Origin of the sequence: Microbacterium sp. NPDC078428, from assembly GCF_044542535.1 — a bacterium.
Taxonomy (GTDB): domain Bacteria; phylum Actinomycetota; class Actinomycetes; order Actinomycetales; family Microbacteriaceae; genus Microbacterium; species Microbacterium limosum.
The window spans coordinates 483,039-500,515 of the sequence record NZ_JBITUP010000001.1; the positions used below are offsets into that span (position 1 = coordinate 483,039).

17 protein-coding genes are annotated in these 17,477 nt (G+C 71.2%); 15 read left to right on the forward strand and 2 right to left on the reverse strand.

The genetic code is table 11. From position 1 onward, the window contains the following. Positions 1-46: 46 nt before the first annotated feature. From ACIGCK_RS02305 to ACIGCK_RS02315, 3 genes are all read left to right on the forward strand, one after another. The gene (locus ACIGCK_RS02305; RefSeq protein ID WP_330171195.1) at positions 47-466 is read left to right on the forward strand and encodes a PLD nuclease N-terminal domain-containing protein; all 420 of its coding nucleotides are present in this window, start codon (positions 47-49) and stop codon (positions 464-466) included. A gap of 11 nt (positions 467-477) precedes the next feature. Next, positions 478-2,238 (forward strand): 2-succinyl-5-enolpyruvyl-6-hydroxy-3-cyclohexene-1-carboxylic-acid synthase, encoded by a 1,761-nt coding sequence (menD, locus tag ACIGCK_RS02310; protein ID WP_330171196.1) that lies wholly within the window; start codon positions 478-480, stop codon positions 2,236-2,238. Positions 2,239-2,301: 63 nt separating this feature from the next. Beyond that, positions 2,302-3,162 (forward strand): polyphosphate kinase 2 family protein, encoded by an 861-nt coding sequence (locus tag ACIGCK_RS02315; RefSeq protein ID WP_396663469.1) that lies wholly within the window; start codon positions 2,302-2,304, stop codon positions 3,160-3,162. A gap of 103 nt (positions 3,163-3,265) precedes the next feature. Here the strand turns inward: ACIGCK_RS02315 and ACIGCK_RS02320 are convergent, their stop codons facing one another. Then, complete coding sequence (locus tag ACIGCK_RS02320; RefSeq protein ID WP_396663470.1) at positions 3,266-4,576, reverse strand: isochorismate synthase MenF; 1,311 nt, start codon at positions 4,574-4,576, stop codon at positions 3,266-3,268. Positions 4,577-4,601: 25 nt separating this feature from the next. Between ACIGCK_RS02320 and ACIGCK_RS02325 the strand changes: the two genes are divergently transcribed. Genes ACIGCK_RS02325 through ACIGCK_RS02345 form a run of 5 tightly spaced genes read left to right on the forward strand, consistent with a single transcriptional unit; the run spans position 4,602 to position 9,595 of the window. Then, positions 4,602-5,144, forward strand: coding sequence for a DUF402 domain-containing protein (locus ACIGCK_RS02325; protein WP_396663996.1), 543 nt, complete (start codon positions 4,602-4,604; stop codon positions 5,142-5,144). Then, positions 5,141-5,884: a demethylmenaquinone methyltransferase gene (locus tag ACIGCK_RS02330; protein WP_396663471.1), complete on the forward strand. Its 744-nt coding sequence runs from the start codon at positions 5,141-5,143 to the stop codon at positions 5,882-5,884. Before ACIGCK_RS02325 ends, ACIGCK_RS02330 begins: the two co-directional genes overlap by 4 nt. After that, complete coding sequence (locus tag ACIGCK_RS02335; RefSeq protein ID WP_396663473.1) at positions 5,881-6,942, forward strand: polyprenyl synthetase family protein; 1,062 nt, start codon at positions 5,881-5,883, stop codon at positions 6,940-6,942. Before ACIGCK_RS02330 ends, ACIGCK_RS02335 begins: the two co-directional genes overlap by 4 nt. A 41-nt stretch (positions 6,943-6,983) precedes the next feature. Continuing rightward, positions 6,984-8,402, forward strand: coding sequence for an FAD-dependent oxidoreductase (locus ACIGCK_RS02340; RefSeq protein WP_396663475.1), 1,419 nt, complete (start codon positions 6,984-6,986; stop codon positions 8,400-8,402). After that, complete coding sequence (locus tag ACIGCK_RS02345) at positions 8,399-9,595, forward strand: multidrug effflux MFS transporter (RefSeq protein WP_396663476.1); 1,197 nt, start codon at positions 8,399-8,401, stop codon at positions 9,593-9,595. Before ACIGCK_RS02340 ends, ACIGCK_RS02345 begins: the two co-directional genes overlap by 4 nt. 100 nt (positions 9,596-9,695) lie before the next feature. Here ACIGCK_RS02345 and ACIGCK_RS02350 read toward each other — a convergent pair whose 3' ends face one another. Further along, positions 9,696-10,598 carry a LysR family transcriptional regulator gene (locus ACIGCK_RS02350; RefSeq protein WP_330171202.1) on the reverse strand — a complete coding sequence of 301 codons (903 nt, stop codon included), beginning with the start codon at positions 10,596-10,598 and terminating at the stop codon, positions 9,696-9,698. Positions 10,599-10,723: 125 nt separating this feature from the next. Here ACIGCK_RS02350 and ACIGCK_RS02355 point away from each other — a divergent pair, with 125 nt between their 5' ends. The 7 genes from ACIGCK_RS02355 to ACIGCK_RS02385 all read left to right on the forward strand — a co-directional run bounded on the left by ACIGCK_RS02355 (position 10,724) and on the right by ACIGCK_RS02385 (position 17,431). Beyond that, positions 10,724-12,367 carry a thiamine pyrophosphate-binding protein gene (locus tag ACIGCK_RS02355; RefSeq protein ID WP_396663478.1) on the forward strand — a complete coding sequence of 548 codons (1,644 nt, stop codon included), beginning with the start codon at positions 10,724-10,726 and terminating at the stop codon, positions 12,365-12,367. A 68-nt stretch (positions 12,368-12,435) separates the two neighbouring features. Continuing rightward, positions 12,436-13,491, forward strand: a complete 1,056-nt coding sequence (locus ACIGCK_RS02360; protein ID WP_330171204.1) for an ABC transporter substrate-binding protein — start codon at positions 12,436-12,438, stop codon at positions 13,489-13,491. Between the two features lie 10 nt (positions 13,492-13,501). Next, on the forward strand, positions 13,502-14,293 hold the full coding sequence (locus tag ACIGCK_RS02365; RefSeq protein ID WP_330171205.1) for an ABC transporter ATP-binding protein: 792 nt from the start codon (positions 13,502-13,504) through the stop codon (positions 14,291-14,293). Beyond that, positions 14,290-15,072 (forward strand): ABC transporter permease, encoded by a 783-nt coding sequence (locus tag ACIGCK_RS02370; RefSeq protein WP_330171206.1) that lies wholly within the window; start codon positions 14,290-14,292, stop codon positions 15,070-15,072. Before ACIGCK_RS02365 ends, ACIGCK_RS02370 begins: the two co-directional genes overlap by 4 nt. After that, entirely contained in the window at positions 15,069-15,863 is a 795-nt protein-coding gene (locus ACIGCK_RS02375) for an ABC transporter permease (protein ID WP_396663482.1), read from the forward strand. Before ACIGCK_RS02370 ends, ACIGCK_RS02375 begins: the two co-directional genes overlap by 4 nt. A 186-nt stretch (positions 15,864-16,049) precedes the next feature. Further along, complete coding sequence (locus tag ACIGCK_RS02380) at positions 16,050-16,706, forward strand: histidine phosphatase family protein (RefSeq protein WP_330171208.1); 657 nt, start codon at positions 16,050-16,052, stop codon at positions 16,704-16,706. 209 nt (positions 16,707-16,915) lie between these two features. Continuing rightward, on the forward strand, positions 16,916-17,431 hold the full coding sequence (locus ACIGCK_RS02385) for a hypothetical protein (protein WP_396663484.1): 516 nt from the start codon (positions 16,916-16,918) through the stop codon (positions 17,429-17,431). The last annotated feature ends 46 nt before the right edge of the window (positions 17,432-17,477 follow it).

Genomic DNA, 17,477 nt, shown 5'->3' on the forward strand with positions numbered 1-17,477 from the left:
GTACGGGCACGAACCCCGGCGACGCGCTCGCGCCTAGGATGGGGGCATGCCCCGCGTGCTGCTGATCCTGGCGGTCCTTGCGCTCGTGTTCTACGTCGTGAGCATCGTCGACTGCGCGGTGCAGCCCCCCAACCGGCACCGCGGAGTGCCGAAGTCGGCGTGGCTGGCGATCATCGTCGTGCTGCCGGTGCTCGGCGGCATCCTCTGGTTCGTCATCGGACGCGGTCGCAGGCAGACGGCGGCGGCCCGACGGGCGCCGGACGACGACCCGGTCTTCCTCGGCAGCATCGGCTCGATCAGCGACCAGGACGAGCGCATCCGGCGCCTGGAGGAGGAGCTGGCCCAGCTCGACGCCGAGGGCGTCGACCCCGACGGTCCCGCCGCGGAGCCCACCGACACGACGGCGCCCCCCGCGGGCAAGGCCGATCCCGACTCCGACGACCCGCGCCGCGGGTCGGCCGGCTGATCGCCCGTGTCATGACGCGCGCTTCGGCGAGCCCGGCGACCGATGCGATGGCCGCCCTCCTGGCGGAACTGGTCGGCCGCGGGCTGACCGACATCGTGCTGAGCCCCGGCTCCCGCTCGCAGGCCCTCGCCCTGGCAGCGGCGGCATTGGAGCGCGCGGGCAGGACCTCCCTGCACGTGCGCATCGACGAGCGCGTCGCGGGTTTCACGGCGCTCGGGATCGCCCGGGAGACCCGCCGGCCGGTGGCCGTCGTCTGCACGTCGGGCACCGCCGTCGCCAATCTGCTGCCGGCGGCGCTCGAGGCGCACCACGCCGGGGTTCCGCTGCTGCTGCTGACCGCCGACCGTCCCGGCGAGCTGCGCGGCGTCGGAGCCAACCAGACCACGCGTCAGCCGGGGCTGTTCGGCCCGGCGGCGAGGTATGCCATCGACGCGCCGGTGCCCGACGAGACGGACGACACCGGCGCGTCCGCGCAATCCGCGACCTTTCGGGCCATCGCGGCGGATGCGTGGGATGCCGCGGCCGGCCGCGGATCCCGCACTCCCGGGCCCGCGCACGTGAACCTGCCCGTGCGCGAGCCCCTCGCGGGCGCCCTGCCGGGATGGTTCGGCCGCCCCGACCGTCAGTCCGGCGAGGAGCCCGTCGACGAGGCATCCGGAGCGCTGTACCAGGGCGGCGGGGGCATCGGCGACGCCGGTGCGGCCGGGTCCGTGGCGGATCCCGTCGTCCTCGAGCGAGGGCCGCGCACCGTCGTCGTCGCGGGCGCCGATCCGGGAGCGGACGCCGAGCTGATCGCGCACGAGGGCGGCTGGCCGCTCATCGCCGAGGTCGTCAGCGGTGCGCGCTACGGTCGCCATCTCGTGCACGGGTACCGTGCCCTCCTGCGCGACGAGACGCTCGGGGGCCGCATCGAGCGGGTCGTCCTGGTGGGGCGGCCGACCCTCAGCCGCGAGGTGACGGCACTGCTCTCCCGTGAGGACATCGAGGTCGTCGCCGTGCGCGGGCCCGCGGAGCGGGTCACGTTCAGCTCCCGCACGCAGAGCGTGGATGCCGTCACCGTCGCCGCCGGGCAGCCCGACCGCGAGTGGCTCGGGGCATGGCTCTCCGCATCCCGCGACGCGGCCGTCGACCTCGCGCCCGCCGCGCCGGACGCGCAGGCCCTGGCATCCCCCGACGCCCTGACGCGGCGCGCGGCGGTCGATGCCGAACTCGCGGCCGTGCGGCGCCCGCTCGATCGTGCCGCGCTCGTCGACGCCGTCTGGAGGGCGACGTGGCCGCACGACCGGATCGTCTTCGGGTCCTCGCGGCTGGTGCGCGTGGCGGATCAGGTGCTCGGGGGCAAGAAGGTGCCGGTGCACGCCAACCGCGGGGTCGCGGGCATCGACGGCACGGTCGCGACGGCCACGGGGATCGCGCTGGCGAGCCAACGGGGCGGCGGACCGGGCGTGACGCGGCTCGTCCTCGGCGATCTCGCCCTGCTCCACGACGTCGGGGCGCTCCACCTCCCGGGCGCCGAGCGGGAGCCGCGCCTGCAGGTCGTCGTCGGCAACGACGGCGGGGGCACGATCTTCGACGGCCTCGAGGTGGCCGCCGCCGCGGATGCCGCGGACATGACGCGCGTGCTCTACACGCCCCACGACGCTCGGCTCGAGCACCTCGCGCTCGCCTATGGCTGGGAGTACCACCGGGTCACGACGCGGGCGGCGCTCGACCAGCTGCTGACGGCGCCCGGGGGCGGCCGTCAGCTCATCGAGGTTCCGCTGGAGCGCTGACGCGGCGCGTCGCGGCGGGTGCCCACCTGCCCGGTGACGACGCCGGTGCGGCAGGATGAGCGCATGACCGCGAAAAGCCAGCACAACTGGGCCGCCGACCCCGCTCACGTGCTCAGGGCCGGGCCGGGCTTCGTGCTCTCGGGAAGGGATCCGCAGTCGACCCCGGGCTACGAGGGCATGAAGGACGACGGACGCGCCGACCTCGAGTCGGGGCTCGAGGAGCTCGCGGAGTATCAGGAGCGGCTGTTCGCAGCGAGCAGGGGCGGCGCGCAGGATGCCGTGCTGCTCGTGCTGCAGGCGATGGACACCGCCGGCAAGGGCGGGATCGTCCGCCACGTGGTCGGCGGCGTCGACCCGCAGGGCGTGCAGCTGGCCGCCTTCAAGAAGCCCACCGAGGAGGAGCTCGCGCACGACTTCCTCTGGCGGATCCAGAAGCGGGTTCCCGAGCCCGGCATGCTCGGCGTCTTCGACCGCTCCCACTACGAGGACGTGCTCGTCGCGCGGGTGCACCGCCTCGCCGACGAAGCCGAGATCGAGCGCCGCTTCGACGCGATCAACGAGTTCGAGGCGGGGCTCGTGGCCCGCGGCATCCGCATCGTCAAGGTCATGCTGCACATCTCCTACGAGGAGCAGGCGTCCCGGCTGCGCGAGCGGCTGGACCGGCCGGAGAAGCACTGGAAGTACAACCCCGGCGACGTCGACGAGCGCCTGCGCTGGCCCCACTACATGTCGGCGTACCAGAGCGTGTTCGAGCGCACCGCCACGGAGGCGGCGCCGTGGTTCGTCGTGCCGGCCGACCGGAAGTGGTACGCGCGGCTCGCGGTGCAGGCGCTGCTGCTCGACGCGCTCGAGGGGATCGACCCGCAGTGGCCGGCGCCCACCTACGACGTCGAGGCGGAGAAGAAGCGCCTAGCGGCGACGTAGCCCTCCCCATCCCCGCCGCGACACCACATCCGCAGCGAACCACCATCGGACGTGTGGTGCGTCGACGCGAATGTGGTGTTTCGGCGTGGGGAAGGGGCGGGGGTCAGGCTAGGGCGTCGACGATCGGGCGGAACTTCACCCTCGTCTCGAGCAGCTCGGACTCCGGGTCGCTGCCGGCGACGATTCCCGCGCCCGCGTGGGCGATGACCTGCCGGGTCCTCTCGAGCTGCCACGAGTGGCCGTCGGTCCGGGCGGAGGGGCCGAACTGCGCGCAGCGCAGCGCGATGGCCCACTCCCCGTCGCCCGCGGCGTCGATCCAGCCGACGGGGCCCGCGTAGCGGCCCCGGTCGAACGGCTCCAGGCGCTCGATGGCCGCGAGGGCCGCGGGCGTGGGGCTGCCGGCCACGGCCGCCGTGGGGTGCAGCGCGCCGACGAGTTCGAGCGCGGATGCCCCGTACGAGAGCTCGCCCTCGATGTCGGTCGCGAGGTGCCACACGTTCGGGAGCTTCAGCGTGAACGGCGTCTCGCCCGACGCGAGGGCGGTGGTGTGGGGCCGGAGGGAAGCCAGCACGCTGCGCACGGCGTACTGATGCTCGTCCTGATCCTTGGCGCTCGTGGCCAGATCCAGCGAGGCGCGCGTATCCGCGTCGGCGTCGGCGCCCCGCGAGGCCGTCCCGGCGAGCACGCGGGCCGTGACGGTGCCGCCCGTGACGGTCACGAGGGTCTCGGGGCTCGCGCCCACGAGCCCGTCGACCGCGAAGGTCCAGACGTCCGGGTAGCCGCTCGCGAGCGCCCGTACGAGGCGCCGCACGTCGGCGCCCGCGGGCACCGTGCCGACGAGGTCCCGCGCGAGGACGACCTTGGAGACCTCGCCCTCCCCGATCGCCGCGAGGGCGGCGCGGACGGCCGCCTGGTAGCCCGGGGCGTCGAGGACGCCGGGTCCGAGCGTCGCCGACCAGTAGGGCCCGAACGCGCGGGGCTCGGGCGCGGTCGCGGGCTCCGCGGCATCCGCCCAGCGCACGGTCGTGACCCAGGAGCGGCCGTCGCGCCGGCCGACGACGGCCCGCGGGACGATGATGGTGCTGGTGGATGCCGAGCCGTCGGCGAAGGCGAGGGCTCCGAACCCGACCAGACCCGTGCCCGGGAGGCCCACCTCGTCGCGGACGTCGGCGGCGTCGGCTACCGCACGCCACGCCTCCGCGAGGGCGGCGGCGCGGGTACCCTCCTCCGGCTCGGGCCGGCGCCCTCCCACCTCGAGGGCCGTGATCATGCCGATGCCGACGAAGCCGTCGCCGCGGCGCTGCCAGACCAGTGGATGCGCCGGATCGGCGTAGGCGAGCACGTCTTCGATGTGCGGGGTCTCGCGGGTGTGGACCACCAGCCTGCGCGCACGCGGGGAGGCGGGGTCGGTCACCCCTCCAGCCTAGACTCGCACCGTGATGGCTCGGCCCGCCGCGGGGAAGCGGCTCTCCTTCCGGTGGCGGAAGTGGGACGGCGGCGTGCACTGGGTGCACGAGTGCGTCTACCTCGGGTCGGACGAGCACGGCGACTGGTTCGGCCAGCGGGCGGGGTGGCAGAGCGTGCGACCCGGCCGGGACGTGCTGGCGCCGCAGGACAACGTGACGCTGATGCCGCCCTCGGGCGACCACGCGCTGACGATGAACGCCCCGCCGCACCGCACGCGCGTCTACATCGACCTCGCGTGGGATGTGCGCTGGTCGCCAGAAGGCGAGCCCTCGGGGATCGACATGGACCTCGACGTCGTGAACCACTCGGAGCGCGGCGTGTACATCGACGACGTCGACGAGTGGGAGGAGCACCGGGCGCGCTACGGCTATCCCCGCGACGTCGTCGAGCGGCTGGAGGCGCTCGCCACCGATCTGGAGCGGCGGGTGCGCGCCCATGAGGCCCCGTACGAGGCCTCGACGGCCGCCCGTTGGCTCGCCGTGCTCGCGGAACTCGCGCCTAGACTCGACGGGTGACCGCCGCACCCGAACCCGACCGCACGCGCGCCGACCTCGCGAAGGATCCGCGTGCCGTCAGCGGCATGTTCGACGGCGTCGCGCGCGGATACGACCGCACCAACACCGTCCTCAGCATCGGGAACGACCGCCTGTGGCGGGTCGCGACGACGCGCGCCGTCGGGCCGCGGGCGGGGGAGCGCGTGCTCGACCTCGCCGCGGGAACCGGGGCATCCTCTGTCTCCCTCGCCCGCAGCGGCGCCGACGTCGTCGCGGCGGACTTCTCGCCCGGGATGATCGCGGAGGGCCGGCGGCGGCACTCCGGCGTGCCGAACCTGGAGTTCGTGGAGGCGGACGCCACCGACCTGCCGTTCGCCGACGACGAGTTCGACGCCGTCACGATGTCGTTCGGGCTGCGCAACGTCAACGAGCCGAGGAGGGCCCTCGCCGAGCTCTGGCGGGTCACCAAGCCGGGCGGCCGGATCGTGGTCTGCGAGTTCTCGCACCCGCCTTCGCCCGCCTTCGCCGGGCTCTACCGCTTCTACAACGATCGGGTGCTGCCGATCGTGGCGCGAGCGGTCAGCTCGAACGCCGACGCCTACGACTACCTGAACGAATCGATCCGCGACTGGCCCGACCAGACGACCCTCGCCCGCTGGATGCGCGAGGCCGGATGGGCGCAGGTGGAGTACCGCAATCTCTCCTTCGGGATCGTCGCCCTGCACCGGGGGGTCAAGCCCGCCGGTAGGCTGAACGGGTGACCCCGAGCCCCTCCGCCCCGGGCTCGCGCCTTGCGAGCCGCCTCGGCATGACCGAGCGCGTCTTCGCCGGTCCCCGCTCGCGCAAGCTGTTGCGCACGATCGAGGAGGGCCTCGATCTCGTGGAGGCCGCCCTCGCCGATGAGCTCCGCGTGTCGGACGCGCTGGCCGACACCACCAGCCGCTACCTCTACGAGGCCGGCGGCAAGCGCATCCGCCCCATGCTCGCCCTCCTGAGCGCCCAGCTGGGCGAGGGGACGACGCAGGATGTCGTGGAGGCCGCTGCCGCGCTGGAACTCACCCACCTCGGCTCGCTGTACCACGACGACGTCATGGACGGCGCCGATGTGCGGCGCGGGGTCCCGAGCGCGCACGCCGTGTGGGGCAACAACGTCGCGATCCTCACCGGCGACCTCCTCTTCTCCCGGGCCAGCCAGATCATGGCGCGGTACGGCGAGCGGGCCATCAAGCTGCAGGCCGACACGTTCGAGCGACTCGTCCTCGGGCAGATGCACGAGACCGTGGGGCCGCAGTCCGGCGACGACCCCGTCGTTTTCTACCTGCAGGTGCTCTCGGACAAGACGGGCTCTCTCATCGCCGCGTCGGCGGCGTCCGGCATCGTGTTCTCCCACGGCCCCGCCGAGCTGGAGGAGCCGATGGCTCTGTTCGGCGAGAAGGCGGGCGTGGCGTTCCAGCTCCTCGACGACGTGATCGACCTCTCCGCGGACCCCGACGAGACGGGGAAGGTGCCCGGCACCGACCTTCGCGCCGGGGTGCCGACGATGCCCTACCTGCTGCTCGGCCGGATGCCGGATGACGCGTCGGTCGCGCTCCGCGCCCGGATCGACGAGGGTGTGGCGAGGATCGCCGACGGCGCGGACCCCGGCATCCTGGATGCCGACCTGGCGGCGCTTCGCGATCACCCCGCGACGGCGGACACGCTCGCGCTGGCCCACGAGTACTCGCGCGCGGCGATCGACGCGCTCGAGCCCCTGCCCGCCGGGGCGGTGCGGGAGGCGCTCACGCGCTTCGCGCAGGCCGTCGCCGACCGCAGCAGCTGAGCCGGCTCGCCCGTCTCCTCCTCACCCGAAAGGACCCCCACGTGGCGGACACTCACGCGACGAACACCCACGCGCCGGCCTCCCACGACACCAAGCTCCGGCTCGCCATCGTCGGTGCCGGGCCGGCGGGCATCTACGCGGCGGACATCCTGCTGAAGGCCGAGCGCAGGTTCGACGTCTCGATCGACCTCTTCGAGCAGCTCCCCGCGCCCTACGGGCTCGTCCGCTACGGCGTCGCGCCCGACCACCCGCGCATCAAGGGCATCATCACCGCGCTGCGCGAGGTGCTCGACCGCGGCGACATCCGCATCTTCGGCAACGTGCGCTTCGGCGAGGACATCACCCTCGACGACCTCAAGCGGCACTACCACGCGGTCATCTTCGCGACGGGTGCGATCCGGGACACCTCGCTCGACATCCCCGGCATCGACGCGGCCGGCTCCTACGGCGCCGCCGACTTCGTCAGCTGGTTCGACGGACACCCCGACGTGCCGCGCACGTGGCCCCTCGAGGCGGAGTCCGTCGCCGTGATCGGCAACGGAAACGTCGCGCTCGACGTCTCGCGCATGCTGGCCAAGCACGCCGACGACCTCCTGCCCACCGAGGTGCCCGACAACGTCTACCAGGGTCTGAAGGCATCGCCCGTGACCGATGTGCACGTGTTCGGTCGCCGCGGCCCCGCTCAGGTGAAGTTCACTCCGCTGGAGCTGCGCGAGCTCGGCGAGCTGCGCGATGTCGACATGGTCGTCTACGACGAGGACTTCGACTACGACGACGCATCCCGCGCCGCGGTCGCGAGCAACAAGCAGGTCATGGTCATCGACCGCGTCCTGCAGGCCTGGCGCAAGCGCCCGTCGGTCAACAATGCGGGAGGCGAGGCGTCGCGACGCCTCCACTTCCACTTCTGGGCGAGGCCCGTCGAGGTCAGAAAGGATGCCGACGGCCGCGTGTCCTCGTTCGTGTACGAGCGCACCCGCCCCGACGGGCAGGGCGGCGTGACCGGCACGGGAGAGCTGCGCGAGGTGCCGATCCAGGCGCTGTACCGCGCCGTCGGGTACTTCGGCTCCCCGCTTCCCGGGGTGCCGTTCGACAAGCGTCACGGCATCATCCCCAATCACGAGGGCCAGGTGCTTCACAAGGATTCCAACGAGCGCGTGCCGGGCGTCTACGCGACGGGCTGGATCAAGCGGGGCCCCGTCGGGCTCATCGGTCACACGAAGTCCGACGCGATGGAGACCGTGCGTCACCTCATCAACGACCAGGCGTCGTGGTGGCAGCCCGCCGACCCCTCGGAGTCGGCGATCCCCGATCTCCTCGCGTCCCGGGGCGTGGCCTGGACCGACCTCGAGGGCTGGCACCGCCTCGACGAGCACGAGGTCGCCCTCGGCAGGCCGCACGAGCGTGCCCGCATCAAGGTGGTGCCGCGCGAGGAGATGGTGCGCATCTCCCGCGGCGAGTGAGGCGCGAGCCTCGTCTCACCCCGGCGCTGCTGACGGCGCTGGGGTTCATCACCGCGGTCGGCCCCGTGGCGGTCGACTTCTACCTGCCGTCGTTCACCGACATCGGTTCGGACCTCGGGGCGAGCGCCTCTGCGGTGCAGCTGACGCTGACGGGCTTCCTCGTCGGCGTCGCCTGCGGGCAGCTCCTGCTCGGTCCGCTGTCCGATCGGCTCGGCCGCAGGCGGGTGCTCGTCGCGGGCATGGCCGTCTTCGCGCTGGCATCCGCCGCGATGGTCTTCTCGCCGTCGATCGAGGTGTTCGTGGCCCTGCGGGCCGTGCAGGGGTTCGCCGGCGCCGTCGGGATGGTGCTCGGCCGCGCGATCGCGGTGGATCTCGCGGGACCGGCGAAGGCGGTGCGACCGCTCAGCCTCATCATGACGCTCGTGGGTCTCGGTCCCATCGTCGGTCCTCCCGTGGGCGGGATCCTCGCGGGGGTATGGGGCTGGCGGGGCACCCTCGGGGCGATGGCGGTCTTCGCCGCGATGATGTTCGTCCTCGCGCTCGTCGTGATCCCCGAGTCGCTGCCGCCCGACCGGCGCGCGCGGGGCGGCGTGGGCGCGGTGGTGCGCGGCCTCGGCGGGTTGCTGCGCGAGCCGGGCTTCCGCGGCTATCTCGTCGCGTTCGCGCTCGGGTTCGGCGCGCTCATGGCCTACCTCTCGGCATCCCCGTTCGTCGCCCAGGTGGTGCTGGGCCTCGACCCCGTCGAGTACGGGCTGACGTTCGCGATCGGGGCGTCCGGCATGGTCGTGGCCAACCTCGTCAACGCCGCGATCGCGCCCCGCGTGGGCCCGCGCCGGATGCTCGCGGTCGGCCAGGGGATGCTCCTCGGCGCCGGGGTCGTCCTGGTGGTCCTCTCGGCCGCCGGCATCCTGCAGGTGTGGTCGTTCCTGGCCCTCGTCATCCCGCTCTGTGCGGGCTCGGGGCTGATCATGTCGAACGCCACGGCCCTCGCTCTCGCCCGCGCCGACGGGCGCCGGGGTGCTGGCTCGGCCCTCCTCGGGGCGGGGCAGTTCACGACCGCGGCCGCGCTCTCCCCGCTGGTGGGGCTCGCGGGGGAGGGGACGGCTGTCCCCATGGCCGTGATCGTCGTGACCTGCGGGGCCATCGGCATCCTCGCGGCGGCCCGCGCCGCGCGCCCGCGTCCGCTCGCCTGACGCCCCCTCGCCCTTCCCTCCCGGCGAACGGTCGCGACACGCCGTGCGGCACACTCCCGTCGCGGCGTGTCGCGACCGTTCGCGGCCGGCGAGGCGCCGTTCACGCGGCCAGCGCCGAGCGCATCGTGTCGAGAAGCCACGCGGTCGACGACGTCGCACCCGCGTCGTTGTGGGAGATGAGGTGCACGGAGGTGGTCGGGGAGGGGAACGGGAGTTCGAGCAGCCTCACCCCCGCGGGCAGGGCGAGCGCGGCGAAGGCATCGATGGGAACGATCGCGACGTATCCGCAGCGTGCGACGATCCACGGCAAGGACGTGAAACGCGGGACTTCGACCTGGGGGACGCTGGACATGACCCCCGCGCCGAGCGTGGTGACCGCCTCCGTGATGGCCCGGTGCCCCGCCGCCGCCCCGACCCGCGCTTCGGGCAGCCTTCGCAGATCCTCGACCCGTATCCGCCCGTCATCGTGGTCGAGATCCGACGGGGCCAGGCAGGCGTAGCGATCCTGGAACAGGATCTCCTGGTGCACGGGGCCGATCACCGGCGAACTCGTGATGGCCGCGTCGATGTCGCCCGACAGCACGTCGTGGGCGACGGATTCGATGTCGAGCGGCACCACCTCGATGGAGATCCCCGGCGCCACCTCCGCAGTTGCGAGCAGGATGCGCGGCAGCAGCCCCGCCTCCCCGAGGTCGGTGAGCGCGATGCGGAACCGGCGGCGGGAGGACGAGGGGTCGAAGCGGGTCCCGTCCTCGGTCCGCGCCACGATTCGCGAGAGCGGACCGCTGACGTCGGCGTACAGGTCCACCGCCAATCGCGTCGGGCGCACCCCCGTCCCGGTGCGGACGAAGAGCGGATCGTCGAAGTGGGTGCGCAGACGCTTGAGGGCGTGGCTGACGGCGGGCTGGGAGACCCGCAGCGTCTCGGCGGCCGAGGTGAGGTTCCTCGCTCGATACACCTCGACGAAGGTTCGGAGCAGGTTCAGATCGATGGTGGCGAGCATGCCTCCATTATTACCCCGGCGAATATCGCAGATGTTGATCATTCATTGGACGAAGATCGGGCGCGAACCTAGCGTGGAGGAAGGTCGCCGATGACCTGAGAAACGGAATCAGTGCAGTGACGCAGATGATGAAGGTTGCCGACGCCGTCGGCCGGATGCTCGCCGAGTTGGGCGTATCGCAGGTGTTCGGGGTGGTGGGAAGCGGGAACTTCCGGGTGACGAACGCGCTCATCGCGTCGGGCGCATCCTTCGTCGCGGCAAGACACGAAGCCGGTGCGGCATCCATGGCCGACGCCTACTCTCGGATCACCGGCGACGTCAGCGCCCTCAGCCTGCACCAGGGGTGCGGGCTCACCAACGCGCTCACCGGCATCACCGAGGCCGCGAAATGCCACACCCCGCTGCTGGTCCTCGCCGCCGACACCGCCGTGGGAGACGTCACGTCGAACTTCCACATCGACCAGGATGCCGCGGCACGCTCCGTCGGCGCGACGCCGATGCGCATCCACTCGGCCCGCACCGCGCTCGCCGATGCCGCTCGCGCATTCCGGGTCGCCCAGGTCGAGCGCACCACCGTCGTGCTGTCGCTTCCCGTAGACCTGCAGGAGCGCGAGATCGCGTATCCCGGCCCCCGGCCCGCGTCCAATCTCCGTGTGCCCACGCCGATCGTGGCGACCGCCGATGCGTCCGAACTGGGCGAGATGCTCGCGAGGGCGGATCGCCCCGTGATCATCGGCGGCCGGGGTGCGCGTGTCGCCAAGCGAGACCTGCGTGAGCTCGCCGCGGTGACGGGCGCGCTGCTGATCGCCTCGGGCGGTGGGCGGGGCGTCTTCGAGGGCGACGAATGGGCGCTCGATGTCGTAGGCGGGTTCGCGACCGACAGTGCGGCGGAGCTCGTCCGCGACGCGGATCTGATCGTCGCTTTCGGCGTCGCTCTGAACAACTGGACGACGCGCGGGGGGACGCTGCTGGAGAAGGCGACGCTCGTGCAGGTCGACGACCGCGTCGAGGCCATCGGGAAGCACCGCCTGGTCGACCTCGGCATCGTCGGCGACACCGGCGCGGTCGCCCGAGCGGCCGTCGCCGCGCTGGCAGCCTCGGGGACGACGAACACCGGGTACCGCACCCCCGCCGTCGCGGAGCGGATCCGCGGGGCTCGCTACTGGTCGGACCAGGCGGTCGAAGCGGTGGATGAGGAAGGCTTCGTCGATCCCGCCGCCCTCATCAATGCGCTCGACGCGATGCTGCCCTCCGAACGCGTCGTCGTGGTGGACGGCGGCAACGTCAACGCCTACCCGGGCGCCCACCTGCGTGTCCCCGACGACGAGGGCTACGTCCTGCCTCTCTCCTTCCAATCCATCGGGCTGGGGCTGGCCAGCGTGATCGGTGCCGCGGTCGCGCGTCCGGATCGGATGGCGGTGCTCGGCACGGGCGATGGATCGCTGCTCATGGGGGCGGTGGAGTTGGAGACGGCGGTGCGTCTGCAGCTCGGCCTGATCGTCGTCGCCTTCAACGACAGCGCGTACGGCGCCGAGATCCACCTCTTCCCCGACTCCTCACCCGCGGAGCAGGAGATCGTCCGCTTCCCCGACACCGATATCGCCGCAATCGCGCGTGGCTACGGTTGCGACGCGGTGACCGTGCGCTCCCTCGACGACCTGGGCGGAATCTCTGCTTGGCTGGAGTCGGATCGCACCCGCCCCCTCGTGATCGACGCGAAGATCACCGGCCGCCCGTCCTGGCTCATGGCACGGGAACACGGTCACTAGAAGGAGCGGCCTCGAATCGACGCGGCCGTTCGAGTACTCGATCGCAACAGAAACAAGGGAGTTTCACCATGATGCACAACACAGCAATCCGTTCCCGCAAGGCGCTCGTCGCCACCGGTGCCGCCGCCGTCCTGGTCCTCGCGGGCTGCGCGGCCGATCCCGAGGGCGCCACGTCCGGCAACGACGACGCCGGCGGCGAAGGCGGCACGATCCGGGTCGCCTACCTCGCGACCGGCTCGTCGCTGCCCCTCTTCGTGACGGCCGAGAAGTACGCCGAAGAGGTCGGCATCGACGTCGAACTCGTCGAGGTCGCGAGCGGAAACGAGTCGATCACCGGCGTCGCCACCGCCCAGTACGACGCCGGGTTCGCCGGCATCGGCTCGGCCGCGTACAACGCCGTGGACGAGGGCCTGCCCGTGCGGTACGTGGCCCCGATGCACGCCGGCTACATCGAGGACTACTTCATCGTCTCGTCGCAGCTCGCGGGCTCGTCGGAAGAGGCGGCCGCCGTCGCGGAGGACATGTCGCAGCTCGCGGGGCAGACGTTCGCCGTCAACGCGCCCGGCGTCGTGACCGAGGCGCTGCTCGGCTTCGCGCTGGAGCGCGGCGGGCTGTCGATGGATGACATCGCGCTGGAATACATCCCGTTCCCCGACCAGGTCCCGGCGCTCGCGAACGGGGGCATCGCGGCCGGCATCCTCTCGGAGCCGTTCCCCACGCAGGCAGAGGGCAACGGGTCGGGTTACCGCCCGTGGGAGACGCCGACGGATGAAGAGCCGCTGCCGTTCACCGGGATCATCTACAACACGGACTGGGCGGAGGCGAACCCGCAGGTGGCGGAGGACTTCATGCGCGCCTATGCGATGGCCGCGGAAGACCTCGCCGCGAACGGATGGGACACCCCCGAGATGCTCGAGCTCGTGGAGCAGTACACCGGTGCCGACCCGGCCGTCGTCGCCGCCTCGCGACAGCACCACATCCCGGCCGACCTCAGCGTGGACTTCGATGTGCTGCTGCGCTACCAGGAGTTCTTCATGGAGCAGGGGTCGCTGAACTACGACGAGATCATCCCCGAGGAGGACATCTGGGACTTCAGCTGGCGCGATGCCGCCCTCGAGAACTGACGCGGAGCCGATGAGCGTGCAGATGCAGCCGAAGGTCAGGCTCACCGACGTGAGCAAGCGGTTCCCGGGCAAGGAGCAGGTCACCGCACTCGAGGATGTCTCGCTCGACATCGCCGAAGCGGAGTTCGTCTCGATCGTCGGGCCGTCGGGCTGCGGCAAGTCCACCCTGCTGCGTCTCGTCGCGGGTCTGTACGAACCGTCATCGGGCACGGTCGAGATCGAGAGCTCCCAGCCGGATCGTCCCAAGACGGCGATGGTGTTCCAGGAGCATGCGCTCTTCCCGTGGATGTCGGTGCGCGAGAACGTGATGTTCGGTCCGCGTAACCGCAACGTCCCGAAGAAGGATGCCGCCGGGATCGCGAACGAGCAGCTGGCGCGCCTCGGCCTGGCGCGCTTCGGCGACTTCTATCCGCATCAGCTCTCCGGCGGGATGAAGCAGCGGGTCGGCATCGCCCGGGCGCTCGCACAGGATGCCGAGGTGCTGCTGATGGACGAACCGCTCGGTGCTCTCGACGCGCAGACGCGCACGCTGCTGCAGGAGCAGATCCTCGAGCTGCGGCAGCAGACGAAGCCGACGGTGCTCTACATCACGCACGCCATCGACGAGGCGGTGTTCCTCTCCGATCGTGTCGTGCTGATGTCGGCTCGCCCGGGCCGGATCCGGGACATCGTCGAGCTCGACTTCGGGCCGGACCGCACGCCCGAACTGCGGGGCACGCCGGAGTTCGCCGCCCTGTCGCAGGACATCTGGAACCATCTGCGCGACGAGGTGCAGGCGGCCATGGCGGTGGACGACAGGTGAGCTGGCGTGGCCTTCGCGACAAGTGGGCCCTGTTCGTCGGTCCGGTGGTCATCCTTCTGGCATGGGAGATCCTGAGCCGGACGGGAGTCATCCGTGCCACGTTCTTCCCGCCGCCGACCGAGATCATCGCCCGCAGCGTCATCATCTTCGAACCCGATTCCGGGCTCGGGGGCGACATCATCGCGACCGTGCTGCGCGTGCTCGTCACGATCGTCTTGGCCGTCATCCTGGGAGTGGGTGTGGGGATCGCCATCACCGCCTCCCAGTGGATGGACCGCGGCGCGCACACGATCCTGGCGTTCCTTTACCCCATCCCGGGAGTGCTGTTCTTCCCGTTCCTGACGTTCCTGCTCGGGCGTACCGAGATGGCGATCATCCTGACCGCGCTCGTCACGCCCCTCATCGTCATGATCCTGTACACCGTCGCGGGGGTGCGCAGCATCGACCGCACGCTCCTCGAGGTGGCCGACAACTACGGCTCCCGCGGGGCCAAACGGTTCTTCGGCATCCTCGTACCGGGATCGCTGCCATCGATCGTGACCGGTATCAGGGTGTCGCTCGGGTTCACCCTGATCGCCGTCATCGCGATCGAGATGGTGGGCGCCCCGAACGGTCTCGGTCAGTTCCTATGGTCCAACTGGCAGATCCTGCGTGTCACCGACATGTATGTGGCGCTGCTGATCATCGCGGTGATCGGACTGATCAGCAGCGTCGGATTCGACGCCGTGGCCGACCGTCTCCTGCCGTGGCGACGCGATGTGCGAGGAGCACAGATATGACCCCGACGGTTCGGCGCTGGGCGCAGTCCTGGGCCATCCCCATCGCCGTGATCGTGGTGTGGGAGCTGGTCACACGCACGGGCCTGCTCGACCCCCGGTTCTTCCCGCCGCTCAGCGACATAGTCGCGACGGCGTTCGAGCAGCTCGTGAACGGCCGGCTGGGGCTCGACCTCGTGCTCACCGTGCAGCGCCTGATCGTGGCGTTCGCGCTCGCCGCGGTCTTCGGCGTCGCGATCGGTGTCGCATCGGGCCGGTGGCGGACCGTGGAGCTTCTCATCCGTCCCATCACGGACACCCTCTATCCGCTGCCGAAGATCGCGCTTCTCCCGCTCTTCATCATCATCGTCGGGCGGGGCGAGGTCGCGTACATCATCACCGCGTTCGCGACCGCGTTCTTCCAGATCATCATCAGCACGCGCGGCACCGTCCGCGACGTGCCGACGGATCTGATCGAGGCGGGCCGCAATTTCGGGGCCACCGGCATCCGCTTCTTCACCCGGCTGCTGTTCCCCGCGATCGCGCCGGGCCTGTTGAACGGGCTGCGTCTGGGGATGGCGACCTGCCTTATCACCCTGATCGCCGCGGAATTCGTCGGCGCCGAGTTCGGTCTGGGCGCCGCCATCCGCCGGGCGGGTCAGCAGTTCGCGATCGACGAGGTCTACGCGGGCATCCTGATCGTCGGGCTGCTGGGCCTGCTGATCAATGTGCTCTTCCGCCTGGTCACTCCGCTGGTGCTGCCGTGGCAGAGAAGGACGCGACCGGCGGCTGCCCGCTCAGTCGCCGGACGGTGATCTCTCGAGTGCTCGGTGAGTCTCGGAGCGTTCGGGCGATGGCGACTGCTCGACCTCGCGGCTTGGTCGAGCCCGACCTGCTCGCCCGGGTCGCCGCCCCGACGACGCCGTGGTGTGGGTCGGTGGGGCGAGCACGGCCCGCATCCGGGGGAGCGTCCTGATCTAGCACACGGTACGGTTGCGGCTATGCCGACGCTCGATCCGCTGCCCGATCGTCCCGCGCCCGACAACCCGTCGGGAAAGCTGGTGCTCCTGCGACACGGCGAGACGGAGTGGTCGAGAACCGGACGGCACACGGGGCTGACCGACATCCCGCTCACGGCTCGTGGGGAGGATCTCGCCCGCGGCGCCGGCGAGCTGGTCGCGGACTACGACTTCTCGCTCGTGCTGACGTCGCCGCTGGAGCGGGCGCGCCGGACTGCGGAATTGGCGGGCCTGGATGCCGAGGTCGATCCGCTCCTCGTGGAGTGGGATTACGGCGGGTATGAGGGGCGCACGACGCGCGACATCCGTGCCGAGCTCGGCTACAACTGGAGCACGTTCACCCACGGGGTGGTTCGGGGCAAGACACCCGGCGAGACGGTGGAAGAGGTCGCCGGGCGCGCATCGCGTGTGCTCACACGCGTGCTGCCCGCAATGGCGGAGGGCGATGTCGCGCTGGTGGCGCACGGGCACTTCCTGCGCATCCTGACGGCGGTGTACCTGCGGATGGCGCCCCGTTTCGGCGCACAGATCACCCTGGATGCCGGGTCGGTGTCGGTGCTGAGCTTCTACCGCGAGCAGCCGGCGATCCTCTCCTGGAACTACGGCCGCGAGCTGCCGCTGGTGCCGTCGGAGTCGTGATGCGTCGCGGGGTCTCATGAGAGCGTCGGGTTCCGAGGAGAACCCCGCGTCCTGCGCTGTCTACAATCGCAGGGGCGGGTCGAGATCGTCCGCACGTCGAATCCAGGGAACTCATGCACAAACCAGCCCGTACCGCGCTCGCATCGCTGATTGTCAGCACCGTCATCGTCCTCGGCGGCTGCTCTGCCGAGAGTGGCGAGGGAGCTGCGGTGGATGCCGACTCCACGCCTGCCGCCGTCGAGGTCGAAGAGGATCTGGTTTCGGTCGACGTGCGCGTGGCCCGGTCTCTCGTCGACCCCGACGGCGCGCTGACCGACGACGACATCGTGGCGGCCGCTGACGCGCAGGGCATGGCGGCCGTCGTGGACGGTGACTCGGTCGTCTACACGATGAGCAAGCCGCAACGCGACGAGATGTTGGCAGAGATGCGCTCGTCCGCGCAGGATTCCATCGATGACATGGTCTCCGATACGTCGAACTCCGTCACGGACGTGGAAATCGACAACGCGATGACGAGCTTCCGTGTTTCGGTCGACCGTCAGCAGTTCTCGCCGCTCGAGAGCATGCTCGTACTCGGCTTCTACATCCAGGGAGCGCTGTACCAACAGTTCGCGGGAGCCTCCCCGGATGATGTCGAGGTGACGGTCGATTTCATCGATGACGCGACCGGCGAGGTGCTCGAATCGGGTTCCTACCAGGAGTGGCGCAAGAACCTCGAACAGTGATGCCGCTGCACCTGCCTGCGCCGCGCGGCGAGGCCAACGGACACGA